The 24,108-nt window shown below is 42.0% G+C and carries 22 protein-coding genes; 6 read left to right on the top strand and 16 right to left on the bottom strand.

Annotation, left to right across the window (positions count from 1 at the left end; translation table 11 throughout):
* Positions 1-6 precede the first annotated feature (6 nt).
* Both AXI57_RS08455 and glvA read right to left on the bottom strand, forming a co-directional pair.
* Positions 7-771: a MurR/RpiR family transcriptional regulator gene (locus AXI57_RS08455; protein WP_004430535.1), complete on the bottom strand. Its 765-nt coding sequence runs from the start codon at positions 769-771 to the stop codon at positions 7-9.
* 61 nt (positions 772-832) lie between these two features.
* The gene (glvA, locus tag AXI57_RS08450) at positions 833-2,182 is read right to left on the bottom strand and encodes a maltose-6'-phosphate glucosidase (RefSeq protein ID WP_061669812.1); all 1,350 of its coding nucleotides are present in this window, start codon (positions 2,180-2,182) and stop codon (positions 833-835) included.
* 339 nt (positions 2,183-2,521) lie between these two features.
* On the opposite strand from glvA, the gene AXI57_RS08445 reads away from it, so the two are divergent.
* From AXI57_RS08445 to AXI57_RS08425, 5 genes are all read left to right on the top strand, one after another.
* Positions 2,522-2,824, top strand: a complete 303-nt coding sequence (locus AXI57_RS08445) for a WXG100 family type VII secretion target (RefSeq protein ID WP_004430533.1) — start codon at positions 2,522-2,524, stop codon at positions 2,822-2,824.
* 18 nt (positions 2,825-2,842) lie between these two features.
* Entirely contained in the window at positions 2,843-4,066 is a 1,224-nt protein-coding gene (locus tag AXI57_RS08440) for a hypothetical protein (protein WP_061669811.1), read from the top strand.
* Positions 4,067-4,076: 10 nt separating this feature from the next.
* A complete protein-coding gene (locus AXI57_RS08435; RefSeq protein ID WP_061669810.1) occupies positions 4,077-4,868 on the top strand; it encodes a hypothetical protein in 792 nt (263 codons plus the stop codon).
* 13 nt (positions 4,869-4,881) lie between these two features.
* Positions 4,882-5,439, top strand: coding sequence for a YfjD family protein (locus AXI57_RS08430; RefSeq protein ID WP_061669809.1), 558 nt, complete (start codon positions 4,882-4,884; stop codon positions 5,437-5,439).
* Positions 5,440-5,522: 83 nt separating this feature from the next.
* Positions 5,523-5,849: a YnfA family protein gene (locus AXI57_RS08425; RefSeq protein ID WP_061669808.1), complete on the top strand. Its 327-nt coding sequence runs from the start codon at positions 5,523-5,525 to the stop codon at positions 5,847-5,849.
* A 57-nt stretch (positions 5,850-5,906) separates the two neighbouring features.
* On the opposite strand, the gene AXI57_RS08420 is transcribed toward AXI57_RS08425, so the two are convergent.
* The 13 genes from AXI57_RS08420 to rlmD form a co-directional block, all read right to left on the bottom strand.
* The gene (locus tag AXI57_RS08420) at positions 5,907-6,086 is read right to left on the bottom strand and encodes a small acid-soluble spore protein H (RefSeq protein WP_061669807.1); all 180 of its coding nucleotides are present in this window, start codon (positions 6,084-6,086) and stop codon (positions 5,907-5,909) included.
* A gap of 58 nt (positions 6,087-6,144) precedes the next feature.
* On the bottom strand, positions 6,145-7,956 hold the full coding sequence (locus AXI57_RS08415; protein WP_061669806.1) for a sigma-54-dependent Fis family transcriptional regulator: 1,812 nt from the start codon (positions 7,954-7,956) through the stop codon (positions 6,145-6,147).
* A 116-nt stretch (positions 7,957-8,072) separates the two neighbouring features.
* Positions 8,073-9,452, bottom strand: a complete 1,380-nt coding sequence (gene lpdA, locus AXI57_RS08410) for a dihydrolipoyl dehydrogenase (protein ID WP_061669805.1) — start codon at positions 9,450-9,452, stop codon at positions 8,073-8,075.
* 18 nt (positions 9,453-9,470) lie between these two features.
* Entirely contained in the window at positions 9,471-10,673 is a 1,203-nt protein-coding gene (locus AXI57_RS08405; RefSeq protein WP_061669804.1) for a dihydrolipoamide acetyltransferase family protein, read from the bottom strand.
* 16 nt (positions 10,674-10,689) lie between these two features.
* The gene (locus AXI57_RS08400; protein WP_061669803.1) at positions 10,690-11,718 is read right to left on the bottom strand and encodes an alpha-ketoacid dehydrogenase subunit beta; all 1,029 of its coding nucleotides are present in this window, start codon (positions 11,716-11,718) and stop codon (positions 10,690-10,692) included.
* A 15-nt stretch (positions 11,719-11,733) separates the two neighbouring features.
* Positions 11,734-12,723, bottom strand: a complete 990-nt coding sequence (locus AXI57_RS08395) for a thiamine pyrophosphate-dependent dehydrogenase E1 component subunit alpha (protein WP_004430515.1) — start codon at positions 12,721-12,723, stop codon at positions 11,734-11,736.
* A 394-nt stretch (positions 12,724-13,117) separates the two neighbouring features.
* The gene (locus AXI57_RS08390) at positions 13,118-13,573 is read right to left on the bottom strand and encodes a DUF6884 domain-containing protein (protein WP_061669802.1); all 456 of its coding nucleotides are present in this window, start codon (positions 13,571-13,573) and stop codon (positions 13,118-13,120) included.
* A gap of 463 nt (positions 13,574-14,036) precedes the next feature.
* Entirely contained in the window at positions 14,037-15,023 is a 987-nt protein-coding gene (locus AXI57_RS08385; protein WP_061669801.1) for a tRNA dihydrouridine synthase, read from the bottom strand.
* Between the two features lie 578 nt (positions 15,024-15,601).
* Positions 15,602-17,266 (bottom strand): coiled-coil domain-containing protein, encoded by a 1,665-nt coding sequence (locus AXI57_RS08375; RefSeq protein WP_061669799.1) that lies wholly within the window; start codon positions 17,264-17,266, stop codon positions 15,602-15,604.
* Entirely contained in the window at positions 17,263-18,225 is a 963-nt protein-coding gene (locus tag AXI57_RS08370; RefSeq protein ID WP_061669798.1) for a hypothetical protein, read from the bottom strand. The genes AXI57_RS08375 and AXI57_RS08370 overlap by 4 nt, the downstream gene beginning before the upstream one ends.
* A 345-nt stretch (positions 18,226-18,570) precedes the next feature.
* The gene (locus AXI57_RS08365; protein ID WP_061669797.1) at positions 18,571-19,560 is read right to left on the bottom strand and encodes an FRG domain-containing protein; all 990 of its coding nucleotides are present in this window, start codon (positions 19,558-19,560) and stop codon (positions 18,571-18,573) included.
* 621 nt (positions 19,561-20,181) lie between these two features.
* On the bottom strand, positions 20,182-20,433 hold the full coding sequence (locus AXI57_RS08360; protein ID WP_174522101.1) for a hypothetical protein: 252 nt from the start codon (positions 20,431-20,433) through the stop codon (positions 20,182-20,184).
* Positions 20,434-20,615: 182 nt separating this feature from the next.
* The gene (gene rlmD, locus AXI57_RS08355; protein WP_061669796.1) at positions 20,616-22,016 is read right to left on the bottom strand and encodes a 23S rRNA (uracil(1939)-C(5))-methyltransferase RlmD; all 1,401 of its coding nucleotides are present in this window, start codon (positions 22,014-22,016) and stop codon (positions 20,616-20,618) included.
* A 193-nt stretch (positions 22,017-22,209) separates the two neighbouring features.
* Between rlmD and AXI57_RS08350 the strand changes: the two genes are divergently transcribed.
* On the top strand, positions 22,210-23,208 hold the full coding sequence (locus tag AXI57_RS08350; protein ID WP_174522100.1) for a hypothetical protein: 999 nt from the start codon (positions 22,210-22,212) through the stop codon (positions 23,206-23,208).
* A gap of 35 nt (positions 23,209-23,243) precedes the next feature.
* On the opposite strand, the gene AXI57_RS08345 is transcribed toward AXI57_RS08350, so the two are convergent.
* Positions 23,244-24,107 (bottom strand): DNA-3-methyladenine glycosylase family protein, encoded by an 864-nt coding sequence (locus AXI57_RS08345; RefSeq protein WP_061669795.1) that lies wholly within the window; start codon positions 24,105-24,107, stop codon positions 23,244-23,246.
* Position 24,108 lies beyond the last annotated feature (1 nt).

The following is a 24,108-nucleotide window of genomic DNA, read 5'->3' as shown; positions in this document are numbered from 1 at the left end:
CCCCTGTTAATCAATGTTGTTTTTCTCATCCTCTTTATAATCAACATAAGCCCGGAACAATGCTTCTCCAACGAGAAAAAATGGCGCAAACGCGACAATCTCCGTTTTATCGCTTAAAGTCACGGGCTTGCTTGTCGCATACAGATTGTACGGCGTTGTCTGGGCGAGCACGTTATTTTTCAAATTCGTAATGGAAATAAAGGGAATTCCTTTTGCAGAAAGGATTCGGGCCTGCGGAATTAATTCCGGCGTTTCCCCGGAGAGTGAAATAATAATAAATAAGTCATTACCTTTGAAATCATCCAGCATCGTATCAAACTCTATTTTGTCTTGAATCAAAATCAAATACCGATGGCGGGACACAAACATTCTCTGCAGCTCTCGGGCGCACGTTGTTTGCGCCGTCCCCGATCCATAGACAAAGATTCGTTCAGCTTCATCAATCAGCCGGCACATTTCCGTCATATCCTTCGTCTTTAAAAACTTCAGGTTGGCTTCTATATCATCAAGCAGCTTTTCAAAGCTGAGGCTTTCCCCTTCTTCAGGCTGATCCTCCCATTTCAAGTACACACGGAATTCACTATAGCCGCTGAAGCCGAGCTTTTGGGAGAGGCGCAAAATCGAAGAACGCGACACACTGCACTCTTTCGCCAGATCATTTATTCCGAGAAGATAGCATGTGTGCTTATGATTCAAGATATATTTTAAAATATAAAAATCGTTATCATTTAATTTATTGTAATGCTGATTGATCAATTCTTCCAAGCTCATATGATCCCCCCATTTTCTTTCTATTATATACAATAATAGACCAAGAAAATGGGGGAACTTTTTAAGAAATGCGGCTCGGGCTTTGGTCAAGCTCAGGCCAGTACTCCTTGTTGGCCTCCATTAAATCCTCTAAAATCAATCTCGCCACGCGGGCGTTCGGCACTGTTTTTGAGAGGATCAGCGCCTGCCACAGCTTTTGGAATGATTTCTCTTCCCAAGCTTCCACTGTTAATTTTTCAACAGACACCTGCTGCTCCATCAGCCCTTTTTGGAACTGCGGGATTTTGCCGACTGTCACAGGTTCAGGGCCGTTCGAACCGACGATACACGGCACTTCGACCATCGCAGAAGGGTCAAAGTTAACGATCGCGCCGTTGTTTTCTACAATCAGCAGCATTCTTTCGCCCGTATTGTAAGCGATGGCTCGGGCCAGATCGACGATATAAGAAGCGTGATCATCAATCGTAATGTCACTGTTTTTAGAAGACTGCTCACGTGTAATCATGTCACATTGGCTGAAAATAAACGCCTCTCGTCCTTCCATGACTTCATTTGCCCTCGTATGATTTGGATTTGATTTTTTGACCATATCATCCGGGAACAAATAATACTGCAAATACGTATTCGGCAAAGTGTCCGGATCAGCTGCCTGCACATCGCGCGCTTTTCCGAATGTGTCATTCCAACTTGCTTCCACTTGTTCGGTTTCCGTCTTCGGTATATATCCGTATTCACGAACATGCTCTTTCAGCTTCGGCATTAAATCGTTGCCCTCTTGATCTTCTATGGATGTCCACCATCCAAAGTGATTCAATCCGTAATACCGGATCTTCATGTCTTTTCTTGACGACAGGCCGAGTATTTGTGCCATGCGGTCTTCAATTCCGACCGGCATGTCGCATATATTTAAGATTTTTGAATTCGGTCTGAGGCGGCGCGTCGCTTCGGCTACGATTGCTGCAGGGTTTGAATAGTTAAGCATCCACGCATCCGATGAATAGGTTTCCATATAATCCAGAATCTCGAGAACACCGCCGATTGAACGCATCCCGTACGCAATTCCGCCCGGCCCGCATGTCTCCTGCCCGACGACTCCGTACTTTAACGGAATTTGTTCATCAAGCGCGCGCATCGCATATTTGCCGACTCTGATATGCGCCATCACAAAATCCACATCTGTAAAAGCCTCTTTTGGATCAGTCGTCGCTGTAAATTCAATATCCGGCGCTTTTTCCTTTATGAACACGTCACAAGCACCCGCGATTCGTTCCTGCCTTGCTTTGTCATTATCATATAGCTTCAGCTTTCTGATCGGAAACTCCTGTAAATGATCCAAGAGCATTAACACAATTCCCGGGGTAAACGTGCTGCCCCCGCCTGCGATCACAATCGAGAATGATTTTTTCTTCATATGACGACCTCCTTGATAACGTTTACATTACATTTATATCATGGGACGATTCTCTCCGTAACGCGTTTGGCGCAGTTAGGTCATTTGATCAGTTTTAGTTTATTTTCTCAGCAAGCGGGAAAATTCCCGGCTGTTTTATTGAATATGTACACAGATTGATCTGTTCACCTCCACGTAAGCTTAAAGTCTCATTTTTCTTAAAATAAAAGTGGATATACACCCTTCTATCCTTTATGAAAAGGTTCTTTTGTAGGATTCGGATATATGCCTAATTATTTATAATCATTTATATAAAACCATCCATTTGTGCGTTAAATTAGGAAAGGCGGGGTGCAAAAGTTGGACTCAAATAAAGTACTCGAGCTGGCAAACAAATATAGTGAAGCGGCAGAAGAGGTTAGAAACTCAAAACAGCTCCTGAATTCACGTTTATTTGCATTGGGCGGCGCTTGGCAAGGAAAAGCAAGAGAAACGTTCGACCAAAAGTTTGAGGAGACAAAGTCTGATTACGACCAATTCGAACAGGATTTAATTGAAACAAGCAATGAACTCAAGGCAGCCGCTGTGAAAATAGAAGAACGAAAAGCAGAGATTGCCAGAATGGAAGAACTCGAAAGAAAAGCAAGAGAAATAAAGAAATAGAATCAGGGGGTACCCGCCATGTCAGGAAAAATTGCAGTTGATCCCGATAAGCTAGAACATTTGGCAAATGATTTTGTCACAGAATTAAAGGATATGGAAAACAAATATAAAGACTTACATCTCGAACTGGCACAGCTGATCTTACAATGCGATCCGCAGTACAGCAGCTGTTTTTCAGGTGTCGGCGATGCATGGGGCTCGGGAAGCGCGCTCGTCAGCAAACTAAGTGATCATGAGATCTTTATCAGAAAAACCAGTGATCAATTTGTTGAGAAAGATGATATTTTAAGAAAGCTTTATAACGTATATGACAAATATGGCACGATGGCAAGCTTATCAGGTCTCATGATTACTCAGGGAAAATATTACGGATTAGGGCTGACGACATTTGTAAAGCAAAGCAGCGGCTTGCATACAGCCCAGCACTCGAAGCTATTATTGGATATTTCCAGAACTGTCGATAGCTCTCGTTATCAAAAAGCGGCCAGAGTCCTTCTCAATCCGAAATATCTATATAAAAAGACAAACAAGCCCTTTGCAGATTTAGTCCACAAAAAATTCACGAAGTTCTTTCCGCAGGATGCGGTGAATTTCTCAAACAGTGTAAGAAGTTATACAAAGGGATTAGCAGACGAAGCCGGGGTCCGCTCAACACTAAAAGATGTCGGGAAAACAGGCCTTAAATTTGCGAAAGGAAATATGATAACGGCAGGCATCATAACAGGAGCAACCGAAACAGTCGGAGCGGGCTTAAAAATCGCCGATAATTATGCAAGATACGAAAACAACCCGGAAGTATTGAAGCGGGAAAATGCGAAAGCCGTCGGAAAAGCTGTAAATGATACGGTATTTATTGCCGGCGGGTCAACTGTCGGAGCTGTAGTCGGCGGTGCAATTGGAAGCTTAGCGGGTCCTGCAGGCACAGTTGTGCTTGGCGCAGCCGGCTCATTTGTAGGAGGAGTAGCCGGAGAAAAAATCGCCAAATTCACGGCAGGTTTTGCCGAAAAAGCGGCGGTTAAACTGAAAGACCCCATTCACAAAGTCATTGATACAGGGAGAAAAGGCTGGGAAACAGCCGGAAAAGCCGTGAAGTTGGTGAATGACGGCATAGAGACGGCCAACCGAACGATTCATAAAGGAATAGACAGCGCGAAAAAAGGCGTGGACAAGGCAAAGGAAACAGCAGGATCACTGTTAAACGGCGCAAGCCATTTCCTCAGAGGCAAACTTTCATTTGGATAGGAGAATGATAATGAACCAGCTTAGGATCAGTATTGAAGAACTTATTTTTTGTTTTTATAGCGAAGGGTTTTTTGAACAAGGCATGGCAATGAAACAAAACTACTTTCCTGACATGGAAGATGAGCAGCTCGGATTTTTATTTGAAGCGGCCTGCCGTTCGCTTTTAGCTAAAGAGGTCGCGGAGTACCGCAATCATCAATATCGGCTGAAGGAAGAATATCGCCCGTTTATTCATGTGTTAAATGATGCTGACTATACGGTGAAAATGTCAAAATTTGATGAGCAGAACGGCAATGAGCTGAACTTTTCCTGTCACGTATCAAAATCAGGGATCTATTCTCATCAAGTAATACATGAGCAGCAAGTACATAGAATCATGACAATCGCTTCCAAAGAAGAATTATATGCAAAAACATCCGAATTTTTACATATAATAGAATCAGAAGAACAGAGCGGTCCGGTCCTGACACTTACATCTGAGGAATTTGAACAGCTCCTTGAGGGCGTTTCCGAGAACCAATCACGTATGATGGAATTCCTTGATAAGCATGGTAACCGAGAAGGCGTATCTCAGTTTGTGCAGGATCTGTCTTTGCGCAAAGGAAAAATGGATACGATGATGCATCTTCTGTACGATAAAGACAACACGCCGGAAGTGGCAAAAATGGCATTTGTTATTCCAGGCAACCGCTTTACATGGCTTGTAACCGGCATCACTCAAAATGAATTTTCTATCGTGCCTGCTCATAAAAATGATGTCAAAGAAATCATTTTTGAAAAGAACATCAACCTGAATTCTTAAAAGGAGAAGACCATTGAAAAATAGTGAAATCATTGAAGTCAGAAGCAGAATGTTCTTTAGAATCTGGGCATTTGCCGCCTCTGGCGGTATGGGCTTAGCTTGTTTATGGCTCTTTTATATGGGAATTACCTTTCAGACGAAATATTATTTGATAGCAATACCTGCCGGATTGATATTCAGTTTGTTTTGTTTATATCTATTTATCATCTTGTTTCCGGCATTTACAAAGCGAGGAAATGTGATCTTTCGATTGAAAACAGGAGAAGCTGGTGAAATATTTACTGATAGACACACCGTAGAATTCAAAGACATTAAGAAGATTGAAATGAATCGACATAAGACCAGTGTAAAAGGGATTTTTTTAGAAGATATCATGATTCAAACAGTTGAAAATAAGATGATTCAAATTCCTACTTGGAACATCATTCCTAACCCTTTGTTTTTCGAAGCCGTTGAGCGATACATACTGCCCCATATGAATAATGAAGCGCAAACCAATTGGATCAGCCAGTTTACTGAAGTCCAGAGAAATGTGTATTTAAAAGAATTTGAAAATAACCCGAAACTGTGATTTCTTCAATCGCCCCTCCTCATAACTGCTTGTTACTATATAATAAGAGAAATAACGATCACTGGTAACTAGGAGTGCTGCAAATGCTTTTGTCGATTCTTTTGTTTCTCGCAGCAGGGGCAGCGGAGATTGGCGGCGGGTATTTGATTTGGCTGTGGCTTAGGGAGACAAAACCGGTTGGGTATGGGATTGCCGGGGCGCTGATTCTCATTGTCTACGGCGTTCTTCCGACGTTTCAGACGTTCCCTTCATTTGGCCGTATATATGCCGCTTACGGAGGCGTATTTATCGTGCTGGCCGTGCTGTGGGGCTGGCTTATTGATCGAAAAACGCCTGATCTGTATGACTGGGCGGGGGCATTGATCTGTCTCTTCGGAGTCGGCGTCATGCTTTTTGCTCCGAGAGGATAGTTTTTCACAAAAACCGGTCTGCTAGTATTAGCAGGACCGGTTTTTGCAGTCTGACAATTAATGTTCTTTTAAATTGGTTAACAAAACCTCGTGTTCCTTCTGGGGCTCATCCAGCGGAAAGATTCTCGCCATTCCGTGGTCTTCGTCTACATGCTGAATATAGATCGGAACTCCATTATATGTGACATTCGCCATTTCGGCGGACTCAGCAATTTCTATTGCTCGCTGTGTGTCCAATGTTCCAGCCTCCTTTTTCAATATAAAGGTAACGTTTCCTTGAACACATGAAAATATTCTATGGCGACACCTTGAATTTCTTAAGCCGTTTATAAAATGTGCTGCGCGGAATGCCTGTCATCTCAGCAGCTTTTGATACGTTTCCATTTGTAGATTCCAAAGCGCTGATGATAATGTTTTTTTGGATATGTTCACGGAGTGTAAGTGAAGCGGCGCTGTCCTTCTCTGCCCGCTCGTGATTTGTCGGGAGTCCTGCCGCTTGAAGCAATGATGGGAGCGAGCGGCTTTTCAATCGGCCGTCCGGAAAGATGATCGAAAGACGTTCAAATACATTAAACAGCTCGCGGATATTTCCGGGCCACTCCATCACTTTCAAGGTTTCCAGAAATTCTTGGGGAAGCTCTGCATTCCACTTGTTTTTTTCTTTAAAGCAGGCAAAGAGGGCGGGAATATCTTCGGGTCGCTCTCGTAAAGGAGGAAGCCGAATCGGAAACACATGAAGACGGTAAAACAAATCCTCCCGCAGTTTCCCGCTTTCGACAAGCTTACGCAAGTCACAGTGTGTGGCAGTTACAACTCTGATATCAATCGGGATTTCTTTTGTTCCGCCTACCGGCATGATTTTTCGCTCCTGGAGCACCCGAAGTAGCGCCACTTGCATAGCATGGGAAATTTCACCGATTTCATCTAAAAAAATCGTTCCTTTATCAGCTCTTTGAAACACCCCTTTATAACCGTTTCGTTTCGCTCCCGTAAAGGCTCCTTCAGCATAGCCAAACAGCTCGCTTTCTACGAGATCTGCGGGTATGGCCCCGCAATTTACGGCAATAAACGGTCCGTTTTTGCGGGAACTGTTTTCATGCAGCGCACGAGCGGCGACTTCCTTTCCCGTCCCTGTTTCTCCTGTCAGACAAACTGATGCATCGACGGCTGCTACGCGCTCGAGATCCTTGAGCACGGATTGGAATTTTCCGCTTATTCCCGCAGCCCCCTTGAACAAAAAAGCCGGCTTTTTCTTCCGTTCAGATAAATAGAAACAGATGTATCCTTTTTGCACGGTGACGGCTTTTTCTATCTTAAAACCTTGATCTTCTATTTCGGCAAGCGCCATTCCGCACCATTCTGTTATGGCATGACGGACGGGCACACTGGCGGCGATAATTTTATTTTGCTCATTGCAAAGAACGGCCGGCACATGGGAGGATTCCATACCGGAAAAATGGCTGAGCAGCTCCAGCTCTGCTAAGCGATTTTGGGCAGCCAATTCCCGTTCCGCAGCGTATGCGATGGCTGTAGCGATCCCAAGCATAAATGGCTGAGCGCGGGGAGCCGGGCACGAAATGTCAATAATCCCGGCTAGGCGGCCGTCCTCATAACGGATGGGAGCGGCTGAACAGCTCCAATTATGGGAAGCGAGCGAATAATGTTCTGTCCCTTGAATTGCCACAGGTTCGCTGATTTGAAGTGCAGTGCCAATCGCGTTTGTGCCGACAGCCTGCTCCGTCCAGCACGCCCCTTTGCTAAAGTTAATTTGCCGTGCTTCATGCAGTGTGCGGCGGTGGCCCTCCAAGGACAGCACAACGCCGTCTGCATCAATCAGAAGCCCCATCATTTCCATGTCTTTTAAAAAAGGCCGGAGTTTTTCTAAATATGGAATAGCGGTCTTTAAGAATAGCGAATGTTTTTCCGCCTGATCGCTGAGCTTCTTTTTCTCTAACACCGCGGGGCCTTTATTCTGATAAGGGTTCACCTCGGCCTTTTTGCAGCGGTGCCATGATTCGGCAATCCGTTTACTGAGACGGGCTTCATCAAGCACTCCCTCTTTCACAAAGCGCTTCCAAACCTGCAGATCATTCGGGATCGAATTCATTCTTTGTTCGCTCCTCCCTTTTGAAAAATGCCCTTTTCATTTATTGTAGGGGAAAAATAAAGCGCTTTCAATATTAAAAACCTTCTGACTTTGTCAGAAGGTTTTATCAGTATTACTTATGCATGCACCGCAAGTCCGATCGTGCTTAGCAGAGCTTCCTGAAGGGTTTCCGAGAGTGTCGGATGCGCGGCGATAAAATGCTCTGTCATATCAACTGTCATCTCTCCGTTTATCATGGCTGCCGCCTGGCCGATCAGTTCTGTGACATCCGGGCCGATCATGGAAACACCGATGATTTCTCCGAATTCCGGTTCGGTTATAATCTTAATTTTACCGCTGTATTGATTCTTAATGAGAGCCTTTCCATTCGCTGAAAAAGGAAATTCGCCGATTTGCACATGGCCGTATTCGCGTCTCGCCTGTTTTTCTGTCATTCCGATGCAGGCGATTTCCGGAGAGGTATAGATACAGCGCGGCACCGCTCTCTCGTTGACTTTGACATCGCGCCCCGACGCGTGTGAAGCGGCGATCACCCCTTCGTGAAACGCGGCATGCGCCAGCTGAATTCCGCCTGCTGCGTCTCCGCAGGCATAGATATGAGGAATATTCGTCTGCATATGTTCATTCACGTGAATTCCGCTTGAGGAAAAGCTGATTCCGGCTTGCTCCAGCTCCAGTCCAGAGATACGGGGTTTTCTGCCGATTGCAATCAATACATAATCTGCATGCGCTTCGGCTTCCCGCCCGCCGCTTTTATATATGACGGTTTTAGCTGCTTTATCGACCCGCTGTAAAGAGGATGAGGTGTGAATCTCCACGCCTTCTTCCTCGAGTTTTTCTTGAAACAGCCGGGCAATATCAGCGTCTTCTGCCGGGATGAGCTGATCAGCGGCCTCAATGATGGTGACTTTCGTTCCCAGTCTGCCGAACAGTCCGGCAAACTCACAGCCGATAACACCGCCCCCAATAATCATGAGAGAGTCTGGGATGTCAGGAAGCGTCAATGCGTCTTTGCTGTTAATCACCCATTCGCCGTCAAACGGAGCAAACGGAAGCGAGGCCGGTTCAGATCCCGAAGCAATTAACACATGCTCGGCCTCTGCGATTTCCTTCCGCCCGTCCTCCCGATGGATGGAGAGCTTACGGTCCGAAAGAAACGAAGCCGTACCTTGAATTGTCTTTATTTTATTTTTCTTCATCAGAAATTGCACACCCTGTACAAGCTGATCGGCGACCTGCTGTTTGCGGCTCTGCATGTTTCCCCAGTTAATAGTGATCTTGCCATGGGGTAGTGTAATCCCGAAGGTTTCGGCATGCTTGATTTTGTCGAGTACATTCGCGCTTTCGAGCAGCGATTTTGTCGGAATGCAGCCTTCATTGAGGCAGGTTCCGCCAAGCTGTCCTTGCTCAATGAGAATCACCTGCCTGCCTTGCTGAGCCGCGGATACGGCGGCTGCATAACCCGCCGGGCCGCCGCCAATAATGGCCAGTGTCATCATATTCACCTGCTTTCTTTATAAAATCAATCCGGCTGGTTCCTCGAGATATTCTTTGACCGTTTTCAGAAATGCTGCTGCCGGGGCCCCGTCACAGGTTCTGTGGTCAAAGGTGAGGCTGAGCGGCAGAATGGTGCTTCTGACAAGCTCCTCTCCTTTGTAAACAGGTGTGTCATAGCTTGCGCCTATACCTAAAATCCCTGTCTCCGGCGGATTTAGAATCGGTGTAAAATGCTCGATTCCATAGGCGCCCAGATTGGTTATTGAGAAAGTTGAACCTTGCAGATTATCGCTTGCCATATTCCCTTGACGGGCTTTTTCTGCGCTTTCTGAAACTTGCTTGGCAAGCTCAATGAGCGAGAGCTTTTCAGCATGGCGAATGACCGGAACGACCAAACCGCGGTCAAGGGAGACCGCCATTCCGAGGTGAACATGAGAATATGTGATGATCCGTTCGTCTTGATAGGCACTGTTTAGCTGCGGGTGCTGCTGTAATGCAAGCACCGCCGCCCTTGATACAAAATGCGTGATTGTCAGCTTAGTGCCGAAGCGTTCTTTGGCAGCGGACGCAAGCTGCTTTTGCAGGCTGAGCAGGTCCGTTAGATCTGCTTTCATCGTGATCGTCAGCTGGGCGCTGTTTTGCAGGCTGGCGTGCATTCTTTCGGCAATAACCTTTCTCATCGGTGTCATTGTCTGCTTTTGTTCTTTTTCTTCATGGACGGCTTCATCCGGTTTTTGCTCGGATGTCGCCGAAAGCGCCGTTAACACATCTTCTTTGACAATTCTGCCTCCGGGTCCCGTTCCTTCGAGCGTTTCGATCGGTATACCGGCTTTCTCAGCGATTTTTCGTGCAACAGGAGAGATTTTCACTCTGCTTTTCGCCGCCTGTTTAATGCCTCGGGTGATTTTATTTTCTGTTTTCTGCGGCGGACTTTGCTCTTCCTTTTTAGGCTTTTCATTTTCACTCTCCCGAAGTGCCTCCCCCTCTTCACCGATATAACAAATCGCAGTCCCCGGCGGAACGCCCTCTCCTTCTTTGACTTTGATATCTAGCAGAGTGCCGTTTTCAGGCGCTTCGATTTCCATTTCAATTTTTTCCGAATTGATGCTTGCGATGCTTTCACCTTTTTCGACAGCATCGCCGACTTGTTTATTCCAGACGGATACCTCTCCCTCTTTCATTGCCATTCCCAATTTCGGCATCACCACTTTTACAGCCATTCGTTTCTCCCCCCTCTTAATTCGCCAGCGGTTCACCCAGCAGCTCTAACGTTACGTTTACAATATTGTCAGGTGTCGGTAAATAGATATCCTCCAACACCGGTGAAAACGGCACAGGTGTGTGCGGCGCAGTGATTCTTTTTATCGGTGCGTCCAGCAAATCAAACCCCTGGTCAGCGACAAACGCCGCAATATCTGTGGCGATGCTGCATCTGGGATTCGCTTCATCTATAATGATCAGCCTGTTCGTTTTCTCCAGAGAAACCAGAATAGCTTCTTCGTCAAGAGGAGACAGACTGCGCGGGTCGAGAACCTCCGCTTCAATTCCTTTGACCGATAATTGCTCTGCCGCTTCAAGGGCTGTATTCACCTGCTTCCCAACCGCAAACAGCGTCACGTCCGTTCCCTGCCGCTTAATGTCCGCCTTTCCAAGCGGTATCGTGTAATACTCCTCAGGCACTTCGCCTTTCATGTTGTACGATGTTTTGTCCTCGAAAAAGAAAACCGGATCATTGTCTTCAATGGCTGAAAGCAGAAGGCCTTTGGCATCATAAGGATTGGACGGCACAACGGTTTTCAGACCGGGTATGCTTGTAAAAAGGCCGTAGAGCGCCTGTGAATGCTGGGCGGCCGCCCTGAATCCAGCTCCATATGTGGTGCGGACAGTGATCGGCACCTGCGCTTTTCCGCCGAACATATAACGGAATTTGGCTCCTTGGTTAATGACCTGATCAAAGCATGTGCCGATAAAATCATTGAACATCAGCTCGGCAATCGGTCTGAGACCTGTTGAAGCCGCCGCCATGGCCGCACCCATATACCCCGCTTCTGAAATTGGCGTGTCGAGCACTCTGCTGCGGCCGAACTCCTGAACAAGTCCTTTGGTGACACCTAAAACGCCGCCCCATGCTTCATCATCTTGAAGATGATCCACATCTGCGCCCCCAGCCACATCCTCGCCGATTAACAGTACGTTTTCGTCATTTCTCATCGCAAGCTTCATGGCCTCATTGATCGCGTCTGACATGCTCACTATTCTCGCCATTTAAATTCCTCCCTTTTAATAAGATACATATACGTCTGTCAGCAGCTCAGACTCACCCGGATAAGCACTTTCCTCACTGAATTCAACTGCTTTTTTTATTGAATGTGCCACATGTTTTTCTATCTCGGACAGCTTATTCTCGTCTGTTTGCTCTTGTAATAAATAGTTTTTAAAACCTTTAATAGCGTCCCTTTTTTCAAGATGCTCCGCTTTTTCTTCTTTGGTTTTATAGGTTTGGGCGTCTCCCTCGAAATGGCCGTAGTTTCTGTACGTTATACATTCTATTAAAGAAGGTCCTTCACCATTTCTTGCCCGACGAACTGCCTCCTCCGCCGCCTGATAGACTGCTAAAATATCTTTTCCGTCCACAGTCACACCAGGCATGTTATAAGCGGCCGCCCGGTCTGCAATAGAATCACAGGCTGAGGCATATGAAAACGGCGTCGCTTCTCCATAGCCGTTATTTTCAGCAACGAATATAACGGGAAGATTCCAAACCGCGGCAAGGTTCAGTCCTTCATGGAATGTGCCCTGATTGTTCGCGCCGTCTCCGAAAAAGCAAACGCTTACATTATTGGTATTTTTGTATTTAGCTGTCAGCGCAGATCCGCATGCAAGCGTAAAGCCGCCCCCGACGATTCCATTCGCCCCAAGCATGCCTTTATCCAAGTCAGCAATATGCATAGAACCGCCTTTTCCTTTGCATAACCCGGCAGATTTCCCGAATATCTCAGCCATCATACCGTTTAAGTCACAGCCCTTCGCAATGCAATGCCCGTGTCCCCGATGGGTGCTCGTAATGCTGTCTCCATCATCCAGATGGGCACACACGCCGGCTGCAACTGCTTCCTCACCGGCGTACAGATGGACGAATCCGGGAAGCACTCCTTCTGCGAACAGCTCATGCACTTTGTCTTCAAATCCCCGGATTTCCAGCATCTTTTGATACATCCACAGCGCCTTTTCCTCGGTTAATGACAAGCCTTCACGTTTTAACAGTTCCATGTAGTGAGCCTCCTTCTATTTAAGGTTCACTTACTATAGATGCAAAAACCGTGCCAGCTTTTCAAACAGCTAAAAAACAAGAAATAACGGGATTGTTTCACTTAGGTAAGGAGACAAAATGAGACAGCCGTCTCATTTTGTCTCTGTATGAATATGATGTGTCTCAAATTGTATATCAACTAAAAAAGACCGGACTTTCATCCGGTCTTTTGACACTTATCGACTATTTTATTTCCTCGGAAATTTCTTGTCCCTAGTTTCTTGTGAAAAGTCTACTGAATATTTCTCATAAAACCGATTCCCGTCCTTCTCCTTGTACCGCCTGAATAATAAGCGTTTTACGGCTTCTGTTTTTGTTTTGCTATTTATGTTTATCCATGAGGGCTTCTTTCCGCTAATTGATTTCTTTCATTTCCTCAACAGACTTGTTCAGTGCCTGGAGCATGTAACCAATGCCTTTGTAAGCTGACAGTGGGTAGCTGATGCGTTGGTGTTCCCCGGTTACGGCGCTAAGCACACTGCGATATTTTTTTCCGCCAAGCATGACAAGCTCTTCATGCTGCAAAAAGCCTTTTTTGCGAAATTGCGAACTGAGGTCCTCCGCTGACATGATCTCGGAATGATTGGTTCCGAACGTTACATCGTAATTTTCCGGCACGATGTCATCTGGGCGCAGGAACCCATGCTTCGCCGACAAAATCACCCACTCATCGAAAAAGGCTTTCGCATATCGCTCACACGCCTGATGAAACGGGCTGAGATAAGCGTCCTCCGCCCTTTCCGGCCCGGCATTAGGATGGGCATCCCAAATTTTTTTCTTGCCGCAGGGAATGATGCATAGTCGTTTCATTTTTTTCTCCCCTTGATAAGATATCTCTTATCAATGTACCATTATTTTATTTTCACTGCATGTCTAAACAAAAAAAAGAGAGGTCTCCCCCCTCTCCTTCAGCAGTTTATTACCGCCCGCTCCAGTTAGCTGGACACTTCACGGTAGACGGAAGCCCTTGGCAAACGGAACATAGTCCGTATCTGCGCTATTTGTAATTGGGAGCGCGTCTATATTAAAACCCCCATTTTCACCCTTTTTCGGTTTAAAATCGACCGTTTTTCGCCTCTTTTTCACCTTTTTTCTCATTTAAAATAAAGATTTCCGAAAAGAAAACGAAGAGAAATTCGAGAAAAGACAGCTAGGACAAGAGCTGCACATGAAAAAGACCCGAAAATCGGAATTATTTATTTTACCGAAATCCAGGTCTTATTAGGAGATGTTTATTTAGTTAGACATAGTTGAACAAAGAATTAGGATACTTCTACTGTTGCTCCACCCCATCAAGATACTTTATCTCAAAGTCATCGAGCAATGCCCGCACTTCATCCGTTGACTTTGTGTTCATGCATTGATTTCTTAATTCACTCGCCCCGCGGAATCCACGGAGATAAATCTTGAAAAAGCGAGGAAGAGGCTTATACGGTCGGGCTTCTAATTTTGAATATTTATCATGAAGATCCAGGTGCAGCCTTAAGAGATCAAGCAATTCCTTACTGCTGTGCTCTTTCGGCTCCTTTTCAAAAGCAAATGGATTTTTAAAAATACCGCGGCCAATCATAATCCCATCAACACCGTACCGTTGAGCGAGTTCCAAGCCAGTTTGACGGTCAGGAATATCCCCATTGATCGTCAAAAGAGTATCTGGTGCCACCTCGTCACGAAGTTTCTTAATCTCCGGGATGAGTTCCCAATGCGCATCCACTTTGCTCATTTCCGCTCTTGTGCGCAAATGAATGGAGAGATTAGCAATGTCTTGTTTCAAAACGTGTGTCAGCCAGTCGCGCCATTCGTCCACATCCGTGTAACCAAGCCTTGTCTTCACACTTACAGGCAATCCCCCTGCTTTTGCAGCTTGTATTAATTCTGCTGCAACTTCAGGGCGACAAATAAGGCCGCTTCCCTTCCCATTGCCTGCCACATTAGGTACAGGACAGCCCATATTGATATCTAGACCCTTAAATCCTAGTTCCGCCATACCAATACTCATTTGCCGGAAGTTTTCAGGTTTATCTCCCCATATATGAGCCACCATTGGCTGTTCATCCTCTGTAAAAGTCAAACGCCCGCGCACACTATCCTTCCCATCCGGGTGACAATAGCTCTCCGAGTTTGTAAACTCTGTAAAAAACACATCCGGTCTGCCTGCTTCACTTACTACATGGCGAAACACAACATCTGTCACATCTTCCATTGGTGCCAGTACAAAAAAAGGCCGTGGTAATTCACGCCAGAAATTATCTATCGTCATTACATTCAAATCCTTTCATTATAAGTACCAAAACTTATATCCCAAAAATAAAACAGTAAAAATGTTCTTTCCTCTTATACACTTATAGCATGATTAAGCTCTTTTTATCAAATGACAGTAAATTTTGTACATATTAATACGTGTAATTAAAAATGGCAAAGAAAAACTGATAAGAAGTGGAAGGTTAGGTACTTTATCTAGGTTACTACATTATATTCCTGAAAAATCAGGCTCTCACATACTTAGTATTGCTCAGATACTGAATTGCAGAAGCGAATAATAAGGTTTTTCGATTAAGTCCCATTTCAACTGTCTTTAAATCAAAAATGTTCTTTTTTTCGCCTATTCTCCTCCTTTTTTCACCTACTAAAATTAGGATTACTGAAAAGAGAAAGAAGAGTAATTTGAGAAATGACAGTCAGGGCAAAGGCTGCGCATGAAAAAGACCTGGAAATCGGAATTGTTTATTTTACCGAAATCCAGGTCTTATTAGGAAAAGTTTGTTTTTACTGGGAAGAGTTTATTTTAGTTAGACATAGTAGAAAAAAGAGTTATAGAGATAAGAAAATCCAAAGATATTATTTAATATAACTAACTTGAGATAACATTTTTTTGTAATTAACTTTATTAAGTAGTGGTTTAGTCAATTTCATTATATTATATGTATCTAGGTTAGATAAGTACTTTAAGTTTTCAGAGATAGTTGCAAAAAAAGTTTGATTAGAATTAGACAACACATACCTTTCAACTTCCTTGAAAGTTATTGGGACAGTAGCTTCATCAATTTCATTCTTTACAAAGGAATCTATTCCAAATGGGATAGTGTATATACCGTATTCTGCCACCAGTCTCATGTATGTAATATACAATGCTAGTAACGTTTTATTATTATCCATCCCACTTCCTTTAACTTCCTTAAAATTAAAGAATTCAACCTCACTTAATTTAGTGCTACCAAAACGAAAGTTAATATCACTTAATATCTCGTTATATTTTTTACTTATTTCAGCCTTTCTCTCCTTCTGATCTTTTTTCAGCTCCCTTATTTCTTTTGCCAGCCTCTTGATTAGTTCTTCTATGTTAGTTTTATTTGTATTAAGGTTGTCAATAACTTTTAAGAACTCTTCATTTGCTAATCTTTTGGACTCCAAATCAATAAACTTTTGTAGGCTTAAAATATTTTGAATTTCCTTTTTCTGTTGGGTTAAAATTACATAATTCGAACTCAAATCTTTAATTTCGGTTTGTAACTCCTCAATACCTAATTGTAATTTTTCATTTTCCTTTCTATTAGAATCAAGCATATTCTGTATTTCTAATAGATTATTTTTTAACTTTAGCCTTGTTAGTGACTGTTCAAGAGTTAATTTTGAGTGACAATGCACACATTCTAGTTCAACCTCTTTGTATGTTTTCTTGTTAACTTTTAATATTTTCTCTAGCTCCACATTATCTTGAGAGTTTAAATCTTGATTTGCTTTCAAAGAAAGCATCTTATTCTTTTTGTTTGAAATTTCTTTAGATACTCTACTTAACTGTTTTAAGTGATTATTAAAAGTTACCTTGAGTTCATCAATATCATAAGGTGATGAATCTATCATTTCGGTTTGTTCAGCATATTCTTCTTGGAGGCTGTTTAATACGTTTATTTTCGAAGTAATTTGATTAACTTGTTTTTGATTATTTCCTTTTTCAGTTTCTTTCTCAAGTATTTCCTTGTTAGAAATACCCAGAACATACTCTAGAATATCTTGGGGAATATTTGAATACCGCCCTAATGAATCTGAGGTATTCTTAAATATATATCCATTCCACGATTTATCCTGATCAAGGTAAAATGGTGTCAATATTTCTGTTGCATAAACAGATGAAAGTTCATTTGTAGTAGAATTTCTTAATTTTAACATCATGTTCACAGATAGCTTTTGCTGTAACCATTCTGAAAACTCCGTAAGGGTTAATGCACCTTCTGAATCTGAAACATAGAATAATGAATTATCTCGAATAATAAAATAAGCTGATTCGTTAATTTGCACATCTAAACGGAATCGCATTGTTTTAAAATTCCACCCATGTGGAAATTGCTTAATCTCAAATCCTAAAGCATAATACAAAGATTTGATCAAACTTGATTTTCCAACGGTGGTACCATCACTAGTAATTACATTAACATTTTTAGAGAAATTAAATTCATTTGCAACTTCATTTTCATAATCTAATATTATCAATCTTTCTATAATCATAGTCCTTCACTCATTTCCGCCAAGACTTCAATCACAATCGCTTTCTTAGATGGATCGTTTAAACTCAGGAATTCTTTACTTTTATTACAAATTCTAACTGCATTTTTAATTACTTCATCTTCTGTCCCACTAAACAAATCAAAACCTATCAATTTTTCTTGAGCAGCTTTCTTTTCGATTGAGTAAAAGTGTGTTATTTTCAACTGTTCTTTTTTAATTTGTTTTTTTAAAAAGAACGAATCCAAAGTAGATTCCAAGAGTTCATCAAATGCGTCTAAGGTAGAAGACAGTTTAAAAACTTTTTTTAGGTCCTCCTTTAAAATCGCCTTTTTCTGAAAATCCTCCTCACTTTTCACAATATATTCGCTTTTTTGATCAATAAGAGTAAAAAGTTCATTTACCGCTATTTGTCCCCTTTTATGGCTAACATCGATTTCATTCAAGGCCATTTCACCAAGTAACACAGGAATAGCCTCAGCAAGTTTATCTTTAAAAGGTGGGATATAAATATAACTAGATAATAACTTGTCTTCAAACTCTTCTATCTTCTCACTATTTTTTAGCTCATCAAGAATAGATTTCTTTTGTTCGTCATTGTACGAGTATAAAGGTGTACAAATATTTCCTTCAGACAATTCGATCATTTTTTTTATATCCGTTTCAGCGAATGATTTAACAAATATTTTAAAATATGAATTTTTGTTTCCATTACTTAGATTTTTTTCAAGGATTGACTTTCCATCTTTAGTATTTAATAGTTGGTTTAAACTTAGTTTTTTACTTTTCACTTGAATATAAGCTTCATAACCATCATACTTTACTTCAAAATCGTCTTTAGCTTCTACAAATATATGAAAGTTAGGTTTATGGTAATTTTTAATTGCTATTAAGCTAATTGCTGCCTTTTGGAAATTAAATCCCTTAATAGCAACCGCCCCTCCATTTTCAAATTCAGACATACAAATTTCTCCCCATCGTATTGTTATAATGATATGGTAAACGATTCCAATCTTTATATCAATAAACTCTAATATTTGTTTTTCTCAATTAGTACTATATAATAAGTATTTCTTTACTACTTATTTAGAGAAGTAAAATATGGGCTAGTTTACTATTATCTCACTTTTTCCATACATGGCCACGCTCGCATAGGTACGAATACCCTTAATACATATTTACTCCAACATAATTCATTTAGGATTTGACCTTTAATGGACGAGGAAGAACATTTAACAGGATATATATTCATTAAATCCTTCACTGACCATCCGGTTATGTTCATGCCAATTAACATAAAAGTGATATTAGGAATTCTTTATATAGTATTTATCTTTTAATTTATCTATACTCTTTCTAAATTCACCTACATGTTCTTCTCTTATACCTCTAGAAATAGAATCTATCTCAAAATTCCCATAAATTGATTCATCTGAAACATCTAATATATATAACATATCTTTCATTTCCTTTACACAAACATTTGGAATAAATATCTTATATATATCTCTTTGTATACTAGAATAAAAATCTATTGGCCAAATATTGAACCCATGTACAGTGAAGTTACCTGATTGTCTACATATTCTCTTATCAATTGGAGTTCCTTTAATACAAGAAGGGGTTAGATATTTATCATTTCTTCCTAAATATCCTTCTATAATAGAGTAACTCTCATATGTATCTAATGGAAAATCAACAGGTTTATCAGGATTACCACCTTTAAAAAAAGGTGATAATCTTTCATTTATTCTACCTGGGTCGATAACAAATATTGAAGCACCTAATTCACTAAAGGGATTGTTTTTATAATCATTAATTGCCTCCTCAATCGACGTATTGTTGTTACTATCATTATTAGTGGTAGCAAAGAACAAGGCAACTAAAGGATCCGTTGTCCAATCAAGCAAAGTAGTTGGAATTCCATAATGTTGAGCAAGAAAATACCACTCCAAATCATTATCAGGCTTAATTCTGAAATAACCCTCGGTCAATTCTTTAAACTCATTTATCATATTTTCTATATTAATATACGCTACTCTATTACCCTTAGTATTGTAACTAACGATTTGTGGCTCCACTAACTCACCATATTGGTTTTCAGTCTCGTAAGCATATCTTAACGCACTTGGGATTAATCTATAACTTGCATTTGGTTGTCCTCTAAACCACAACTCATTATCGTTCTTCCTGATTAATTTCAAGACCTCTAAATATTCTACAAAATTAGTTACAATAGCAGTTTTAAAACTGTCTTCATTTTCCCATATAAGTGGATTATCAATATTAATACTCACTTTATATACACCCCAATCACTTGAAAAATAACACTACTATTATATAACATTTATGTAAATTTATTACATTTTATATTTATTGATTCAATAGAGACTTCTCGTATACTTAAAACAACAATATGGAGTATACTATTTGCAAGATCCCAAATTTCTCTATTGTTTTTGGCTTTGGTGTAGCAGTAAAGGCAAAGTATGAAATGTTCTTGAATTTCAGATTCATAATGGCAAAGGGAGTTTTTATACTTTTTAAGCACTGTCTTTTCATCCCACTTTAAAGCATCTAGATATTGATTGAAATATTAGAAAATATAGTTCATACACAATTGCATATTTTGAGCTTTTGAATCAATATCAAATTCATTCATCGATCTTCCTTTTTCCTTTATGAAATATACTCTTCAAGTGAAAGCATCCTTATTCTATTCACATCCCAATTTAGCTTCCTGTAACTTTTTTATTAATACTAAATTTGCCTTCCTATTTTCTGTTATAAAATAACTATGTCCCGCATTTCACTGATTTCAACTTGAAATTGTATGGGTAAGTGACAGTTCTGAAAGAAACTGAATGAAAAACGGAATACTAGAATAAAAGATAGCTCCCCTTCCCAAAAATATTCTTTTAAAAGAAGTTCCCTGTATTCAAATCCATTAGATCCTTCTGAGAAATGGAAGCATTAAATTGTTCGCCATATTCACCATTTCGAGTTTGTTCGTCATATTTAAAGGAGATACTACAATACTTTCCAGACTTAGTTTTAGGTACTAAACCATTACTAATTAAATACTTAGCCAACCCCTTTAAATCCTTTTTTTCATCAGTAGAATACCAAACAATCACCCATGAACCATCTTTTGAATGTGGATTAAACATTTCCTAAATAAGACCTCTCCAACCTGCATTCAACCGTTGCAGTTAAAATATAGTTTTCCGATAAAAGAAGGAAGAGAAGATCAAGAAAAGACTGGAAGGGGCAAGGTTTGCGCATGAAAAAGACCCGGAAATCGGAATTGTTTATTTTACCGAAATCCAGATCTGATTAGGAATTGTTTATTTTAGTTAGATGATTTCAATACAAGCTGCGCAACCGCTTCGACATGAGCCGTCTGCGGAAACATATCCACAGGCTGAATATACTCCACTCGGTAATCCTTCGACAGCGTCTGCAAATCTTTCGCTAATGTTGATGGATTGCAGGAAACGTAGACAAAGCGTTTCGGTTTAACTTTTTTGATCGTATCCAGGAACGTAGTGTCACAGCCGGTTCTTGGCGGGTCAACGATGACGACGTCCGGGCGGAAGCCTTCTTTCGTCCATTTCGGGAGCCAGTGCTCAGCTGTTCCTGTTACGTACGTAGCATTTGTCATGCCGTGTTTTTTGGCATTTTTCTTGGCATCGTCAATCGATTCTTTGATGACGTCCATGCCGCGGACTTCCTTCGCTCCGTCCGCCACCCACATGCCGATGGTACCGACGCCGCAGTAGGCGTCAACGACTTTTTCTTTCCCTGTCAATTGAGCTGCTTTTTTCACTTCGTCATACAGCTTGACGGTCTGTTCCGGGTTGAGCTGGAAGAAGGCGCGGGCGCTCAATTCAAATGAAACATCGCCCAGCACTTCTTGGATCACCGTGTTTCCGGCAAGTGCTTTTGTTTTGTCTCCGAAAATAACAGATGTTTTTGCTCCGTTCACATTCTGAATGATCGATTTGACTTCCGGCAGGCGCTTTTGGATGGCTTGGACGATTTCTTCCTTATGGGGAAGCGTTTCTTTGGACGTAATCAGCACAACCTGTACTTCGCCTGTTTCAAAACCGACTCTTGTCACGATGGTGCGGACGTCGCCTTTTCGTTTCCGTTCATTATAAACAGATACATTGAAGTCCTCCAAAATCCGGCGTACGATGCCTGTTGTTTTGTTTGTGGCCGGATGCTGAACTTTACAGTCCTTGATCGGCACAATGTTATGGGAATCCATCCCGTATAAACCGGCGATGATGCTGCCGCTTTGTGAGCGTCCGATCTGGAATTGGCTTTTGTTACGGTAATTCCACGGATTGTCCATTCCGATTGTTTCTTTAATATTCATGTCTTCAACTTTAAATTTCGTATGTCGTTCAAGAGACTGGATCACGATATCGCGTTTTTCCCGAAGCTGTTGTGTGTATGCAAGGTGCTGAAGCTGGCAGCCGCCGCATTGCTCGTATACCGGACAAGGCGGTGTGACCCGATGCTCCGAAGGCTTGCGAATCTTTTTAACCCGTCCCTCCGAAAACTTAGGCTGAACGTTCGTCGCTTGGACCACAACCTCTTCACCAGGCAGTGCGCCGGGGACAAAAACGACCTTTTTCTTAAAGTAACCGACGCCTTCCCCGTTAATGCCGAGACGCTTAATGGTCAGCGGAAAGGTTTGTCCGACTTTTAGTTCGACGGGCGCCTTTTTGTTTTGTTGGTTCACGTTGTTCTCTCCGTTTCTATATAAAGCTTTCTGCAAGTTACAGAAAGTGATATTGTGTTCTATCACATCTCTTTAGTATAACACGCATACCGGAAATCCTTCATATTTTTCAAATGCTTTTCCAAATTTACTCAATAAATCAGTAAGTTAACCGATACACCTTAAGTATACTATTTGATAAAAGAGGGATTCGATGAGGAAATTTCTAATTGCTGTCTGTGCATTGGGATTGATGTTCAGCGCGGCAGGCTGCGGAAACAGAAGCGAAAGCTCTGCTAAAGCAGAAACAAAAGAAGTAGACGAAAGCAAAAACTTAGATTTGCTGAAAAAGGGTTTTAACAGCATTACAAAAGAAGAATGGAAAAAAATCCGCATTTCCAAAAAGGATTTCAACGGAGCTATTGAAAAAATGACAGAAGCCAATTCCAATGGAGAAAAAGTGATTAAAGAAGCGGATGTGAAAAAGAACAATACAGTCGTTGTCACCTTTAATAATTCAGACGGAAAATCCATGGAAAATGGTCTATTGGCGATTGTCTTTGATCAGTTTCTTCGCGCTTTGTATACGCATTCATCTTACTACGACGGCAGCGAGCCGACAATTCGATTTGTTGATCTTAAGAATCAGCTGGTTCAGGAAAGTGATAAGCCGATGGATACCGACAATGAAACAGATGATTCAAGCCAAGACAGCGGGCATAAAATTCTTTCCAAGCCCGGTGAAACATCCACCGAGGACAATGGAGAAATTGTGACATTAGACAAAATTGCTGATGTCCAGAAACAGACAGCAATGAAGCCCTTAACGATTACTGTCGACCAAGTAAAATTGCTGTCACGTACAAATATCAGCCCCTTCCAGCTGAAACTCTTTAAAAGAATGACAGATCAAAAAGTGACTGAACCGCTTCGATACATTCAGATCACTTATAAAGCTGAGAATACAGGAGACACACAAATTGATTGGCAAGGTATCGAATCTGTAGAAACAGATAACGGACAAAAGCTGACAATTGCTGATAATAATATACTAAAAGGCAATGATCATGTTTTCGCACCGCACACAGAAAACGAAGGTGTGATAGGAGCTGTATACAGTGGAAAAGCGGAAGATATCCATCAATTAAAAATTGCATTTTTCCCTGTTAAAAGTGACGATTCAGGCCAAAACATCACAGTGAAGCTAGATTAACCTCCAGCTGCGGCTGCCAAAAAGGCAGCCGTTTTTCATTCGATACTCCTCCACAAATACAACGACGCATAGCTTAAATACGGCTCCCACTCCTTGCTCATCGCCAACATGACATCTTTCGCCGGTTTATCATCGAGAGCAAAATGGCGTTTGATTGCGTTTTGGAGCCCGATATCAGCAAGCGGGAATAAATTAGGGCGCCCAAGTCCGAACATGAGCACGTTTTGCACGGTCCATGGGCCGATGCCTCTGATTTTGATCAGTTTTTTCATAATTTCTTCATCGGTCAATTGCGCCGGCTCTGATAAGTCGAGTATTCCTTCTGTGATCATTCTTGATGTATCAATTGCATATTCCGCTTTTCTCATACTGAACTGCAGATCGCGTAAGTCTTGGTAATCCAGCGCCGCAATCGTTTCAGGCTTCGGATAGCACCACACGCCGTCCTTCTGCTCGCCGAACGTATGGACAAACCGTTCCGTTAATGTGTAGGCGAAGGATAGATTAAGCTGCTGGTGGACGATGCACTTCATGATACAATTGTACACACTGTAATCCAGCACAAGCGGCGTGCCCGCATGCTCTTCAAAAATAGCCGAAAGACTCGTTTTCGAGAAATGATCGAGTACGTGCCGAAGGTCATTCTCCCATTGAAAAATTCGCTTAATTTCCATCATCATGTCTTCCTGATCCGTTTCCCCGCTGACAAGAAACTCAGGTTCGTCTGCATGGCCTAACGCTTGCACCTTCACAATACACACGTCTCCGGCCCGGTTCCTGATCGGCACACGAACGTTCCGCGCTTTGATATCAACCGCATTCAGCGGATCTAACGACAATCTGTCCAACACACGATCAAAATGGTACGGCGGTGTAACTGAAACCTTTTCCTTCCACATG

The organism is Bacillus atrophaeus (genome assembly GCF_001584335.1).
GTDB lineage: Bacteria > Bacillota > Bacilli > Bacillales > Bacillaceae > Bacillus > Bacillus atrophaeus.
Note: the sequence above shows the minus strand (reverse complement) of the source record. Positions and strands in the feature narration are given on the sequence as shown.

Coding starts and splice junctions, on each gene's coding strand:
- AXI57_RS08455 (WP_004430535.1), bottom strand. CDS start 771: ATGAGCTTGGAAGAATTGATCAATCAGCATTACAATAAATTAAATGAT.
- glvA (WP_061669812.1), bottom strand. CDS start 2,182: ATGAAGAAAAAATCATTCTCGATTGTGATCGCAGGCGGGGGCAGCACG.
- AXI57_RS08440 (WP_061669811.1), top strand. CDS start 2,843: ATGTCAGGAAAAATTGCAGTTGATCCCGATAAGCTAGAACATTTGGCA.
- AXI57_RS08435 (WP_061669810.1), top strand. CDS start 4,077: ATGAACCAGCTTAGGATCAGTATTGAAGAACTTATTTTTTGTTTTTAT.
- AXI57_RS08425 (WP_061669808.1), top strand. CDS start 5,523: ATGCTTTTGTCGATTCTTTTGTTTCTCGCAGCAGGGGCAGCGGAGATT.
- AXI57_RS08415 (WP_061669806.1), bottom strand. CDS start 7,956: ATGAATTCGATCCCGAATGATCTGCAGGTTTGGAAGCGCTTTGTGAAA.
- lpdA (WP_061669805.1), bottom strand. CDS start 9,452: ATGACACTGGCCATTATTGGCGGCGGCCCGGCGGGTTATGCAGCCGCC.
- AXI57_RS08405 (WP_061669804.1), bottom strand. CDS start 10,673: ATGGCTGTAAAAGTGGTGATGCCGAAATTGGGAATGGCAATGAAAGAG.
- AXI57_RS08400 (WP_061669803.1), bottom strand. CDS start 11,718: ATGGCGAGAATAGTGAGCATGTCAGACGCGATCAATGAGGCCATGAAG.
- AXI57_RS08395 (WP_004430515.1), bottom strand. CDS start 12,723: ATGGAACTGTTAAAACGTGAAGGCTTGTCATTAACCGAGGAAAAGGCG.
- AXI57_RS08390 (WP_061669802.1), bottom strand. CDS start 13,573: ATGAAACGACTATGCATCATTCCCTGCGGCAAGAAAAAAATTTGGGAT.
- AXI57_RS08385 (WP_061669801.1), bottom strand. CDS start 15,023: ATGACGATAGATAATTTCTGGCGTGAATTACCACGGCCTTTTTTTGTA.
- AXI57_RS08375 (WP_061669799.1), bottom strand. CDS start 17,266: ATGATTATAGAAAGATTGATAATATTAGATTATGAAAATGAAGTTGCA.
- AXI57_RS08370 (WP_061669798.1), bottom strand. CDS start 18,225: ATGTCTGAATTTGAAAATGGAGGGGCGGTTGCTATTAAGGGATTTAAT.
- AXI57_RS08360 (WP_174522101.1), bottom strand. CDS start 20,433: ATGTTTAATCCACATTCAAAAGATGGTTCATGGGTGATTGTTTGGTAT.
- AXI57_RS08350 (WP_174522100.1), top strand. CDS start 22,210: ATGAGGAAATTTCTAATTGCTGTCTGTGCATTGGGATTGATGTTCAGC.
- AXI57_RS08345 (WP_061669795.1), bottom strand. CDS start 24,107: ATGTGGAAGGAAAAGGTTTCAGTTACACCGCCGTACCATTTTGATCGT.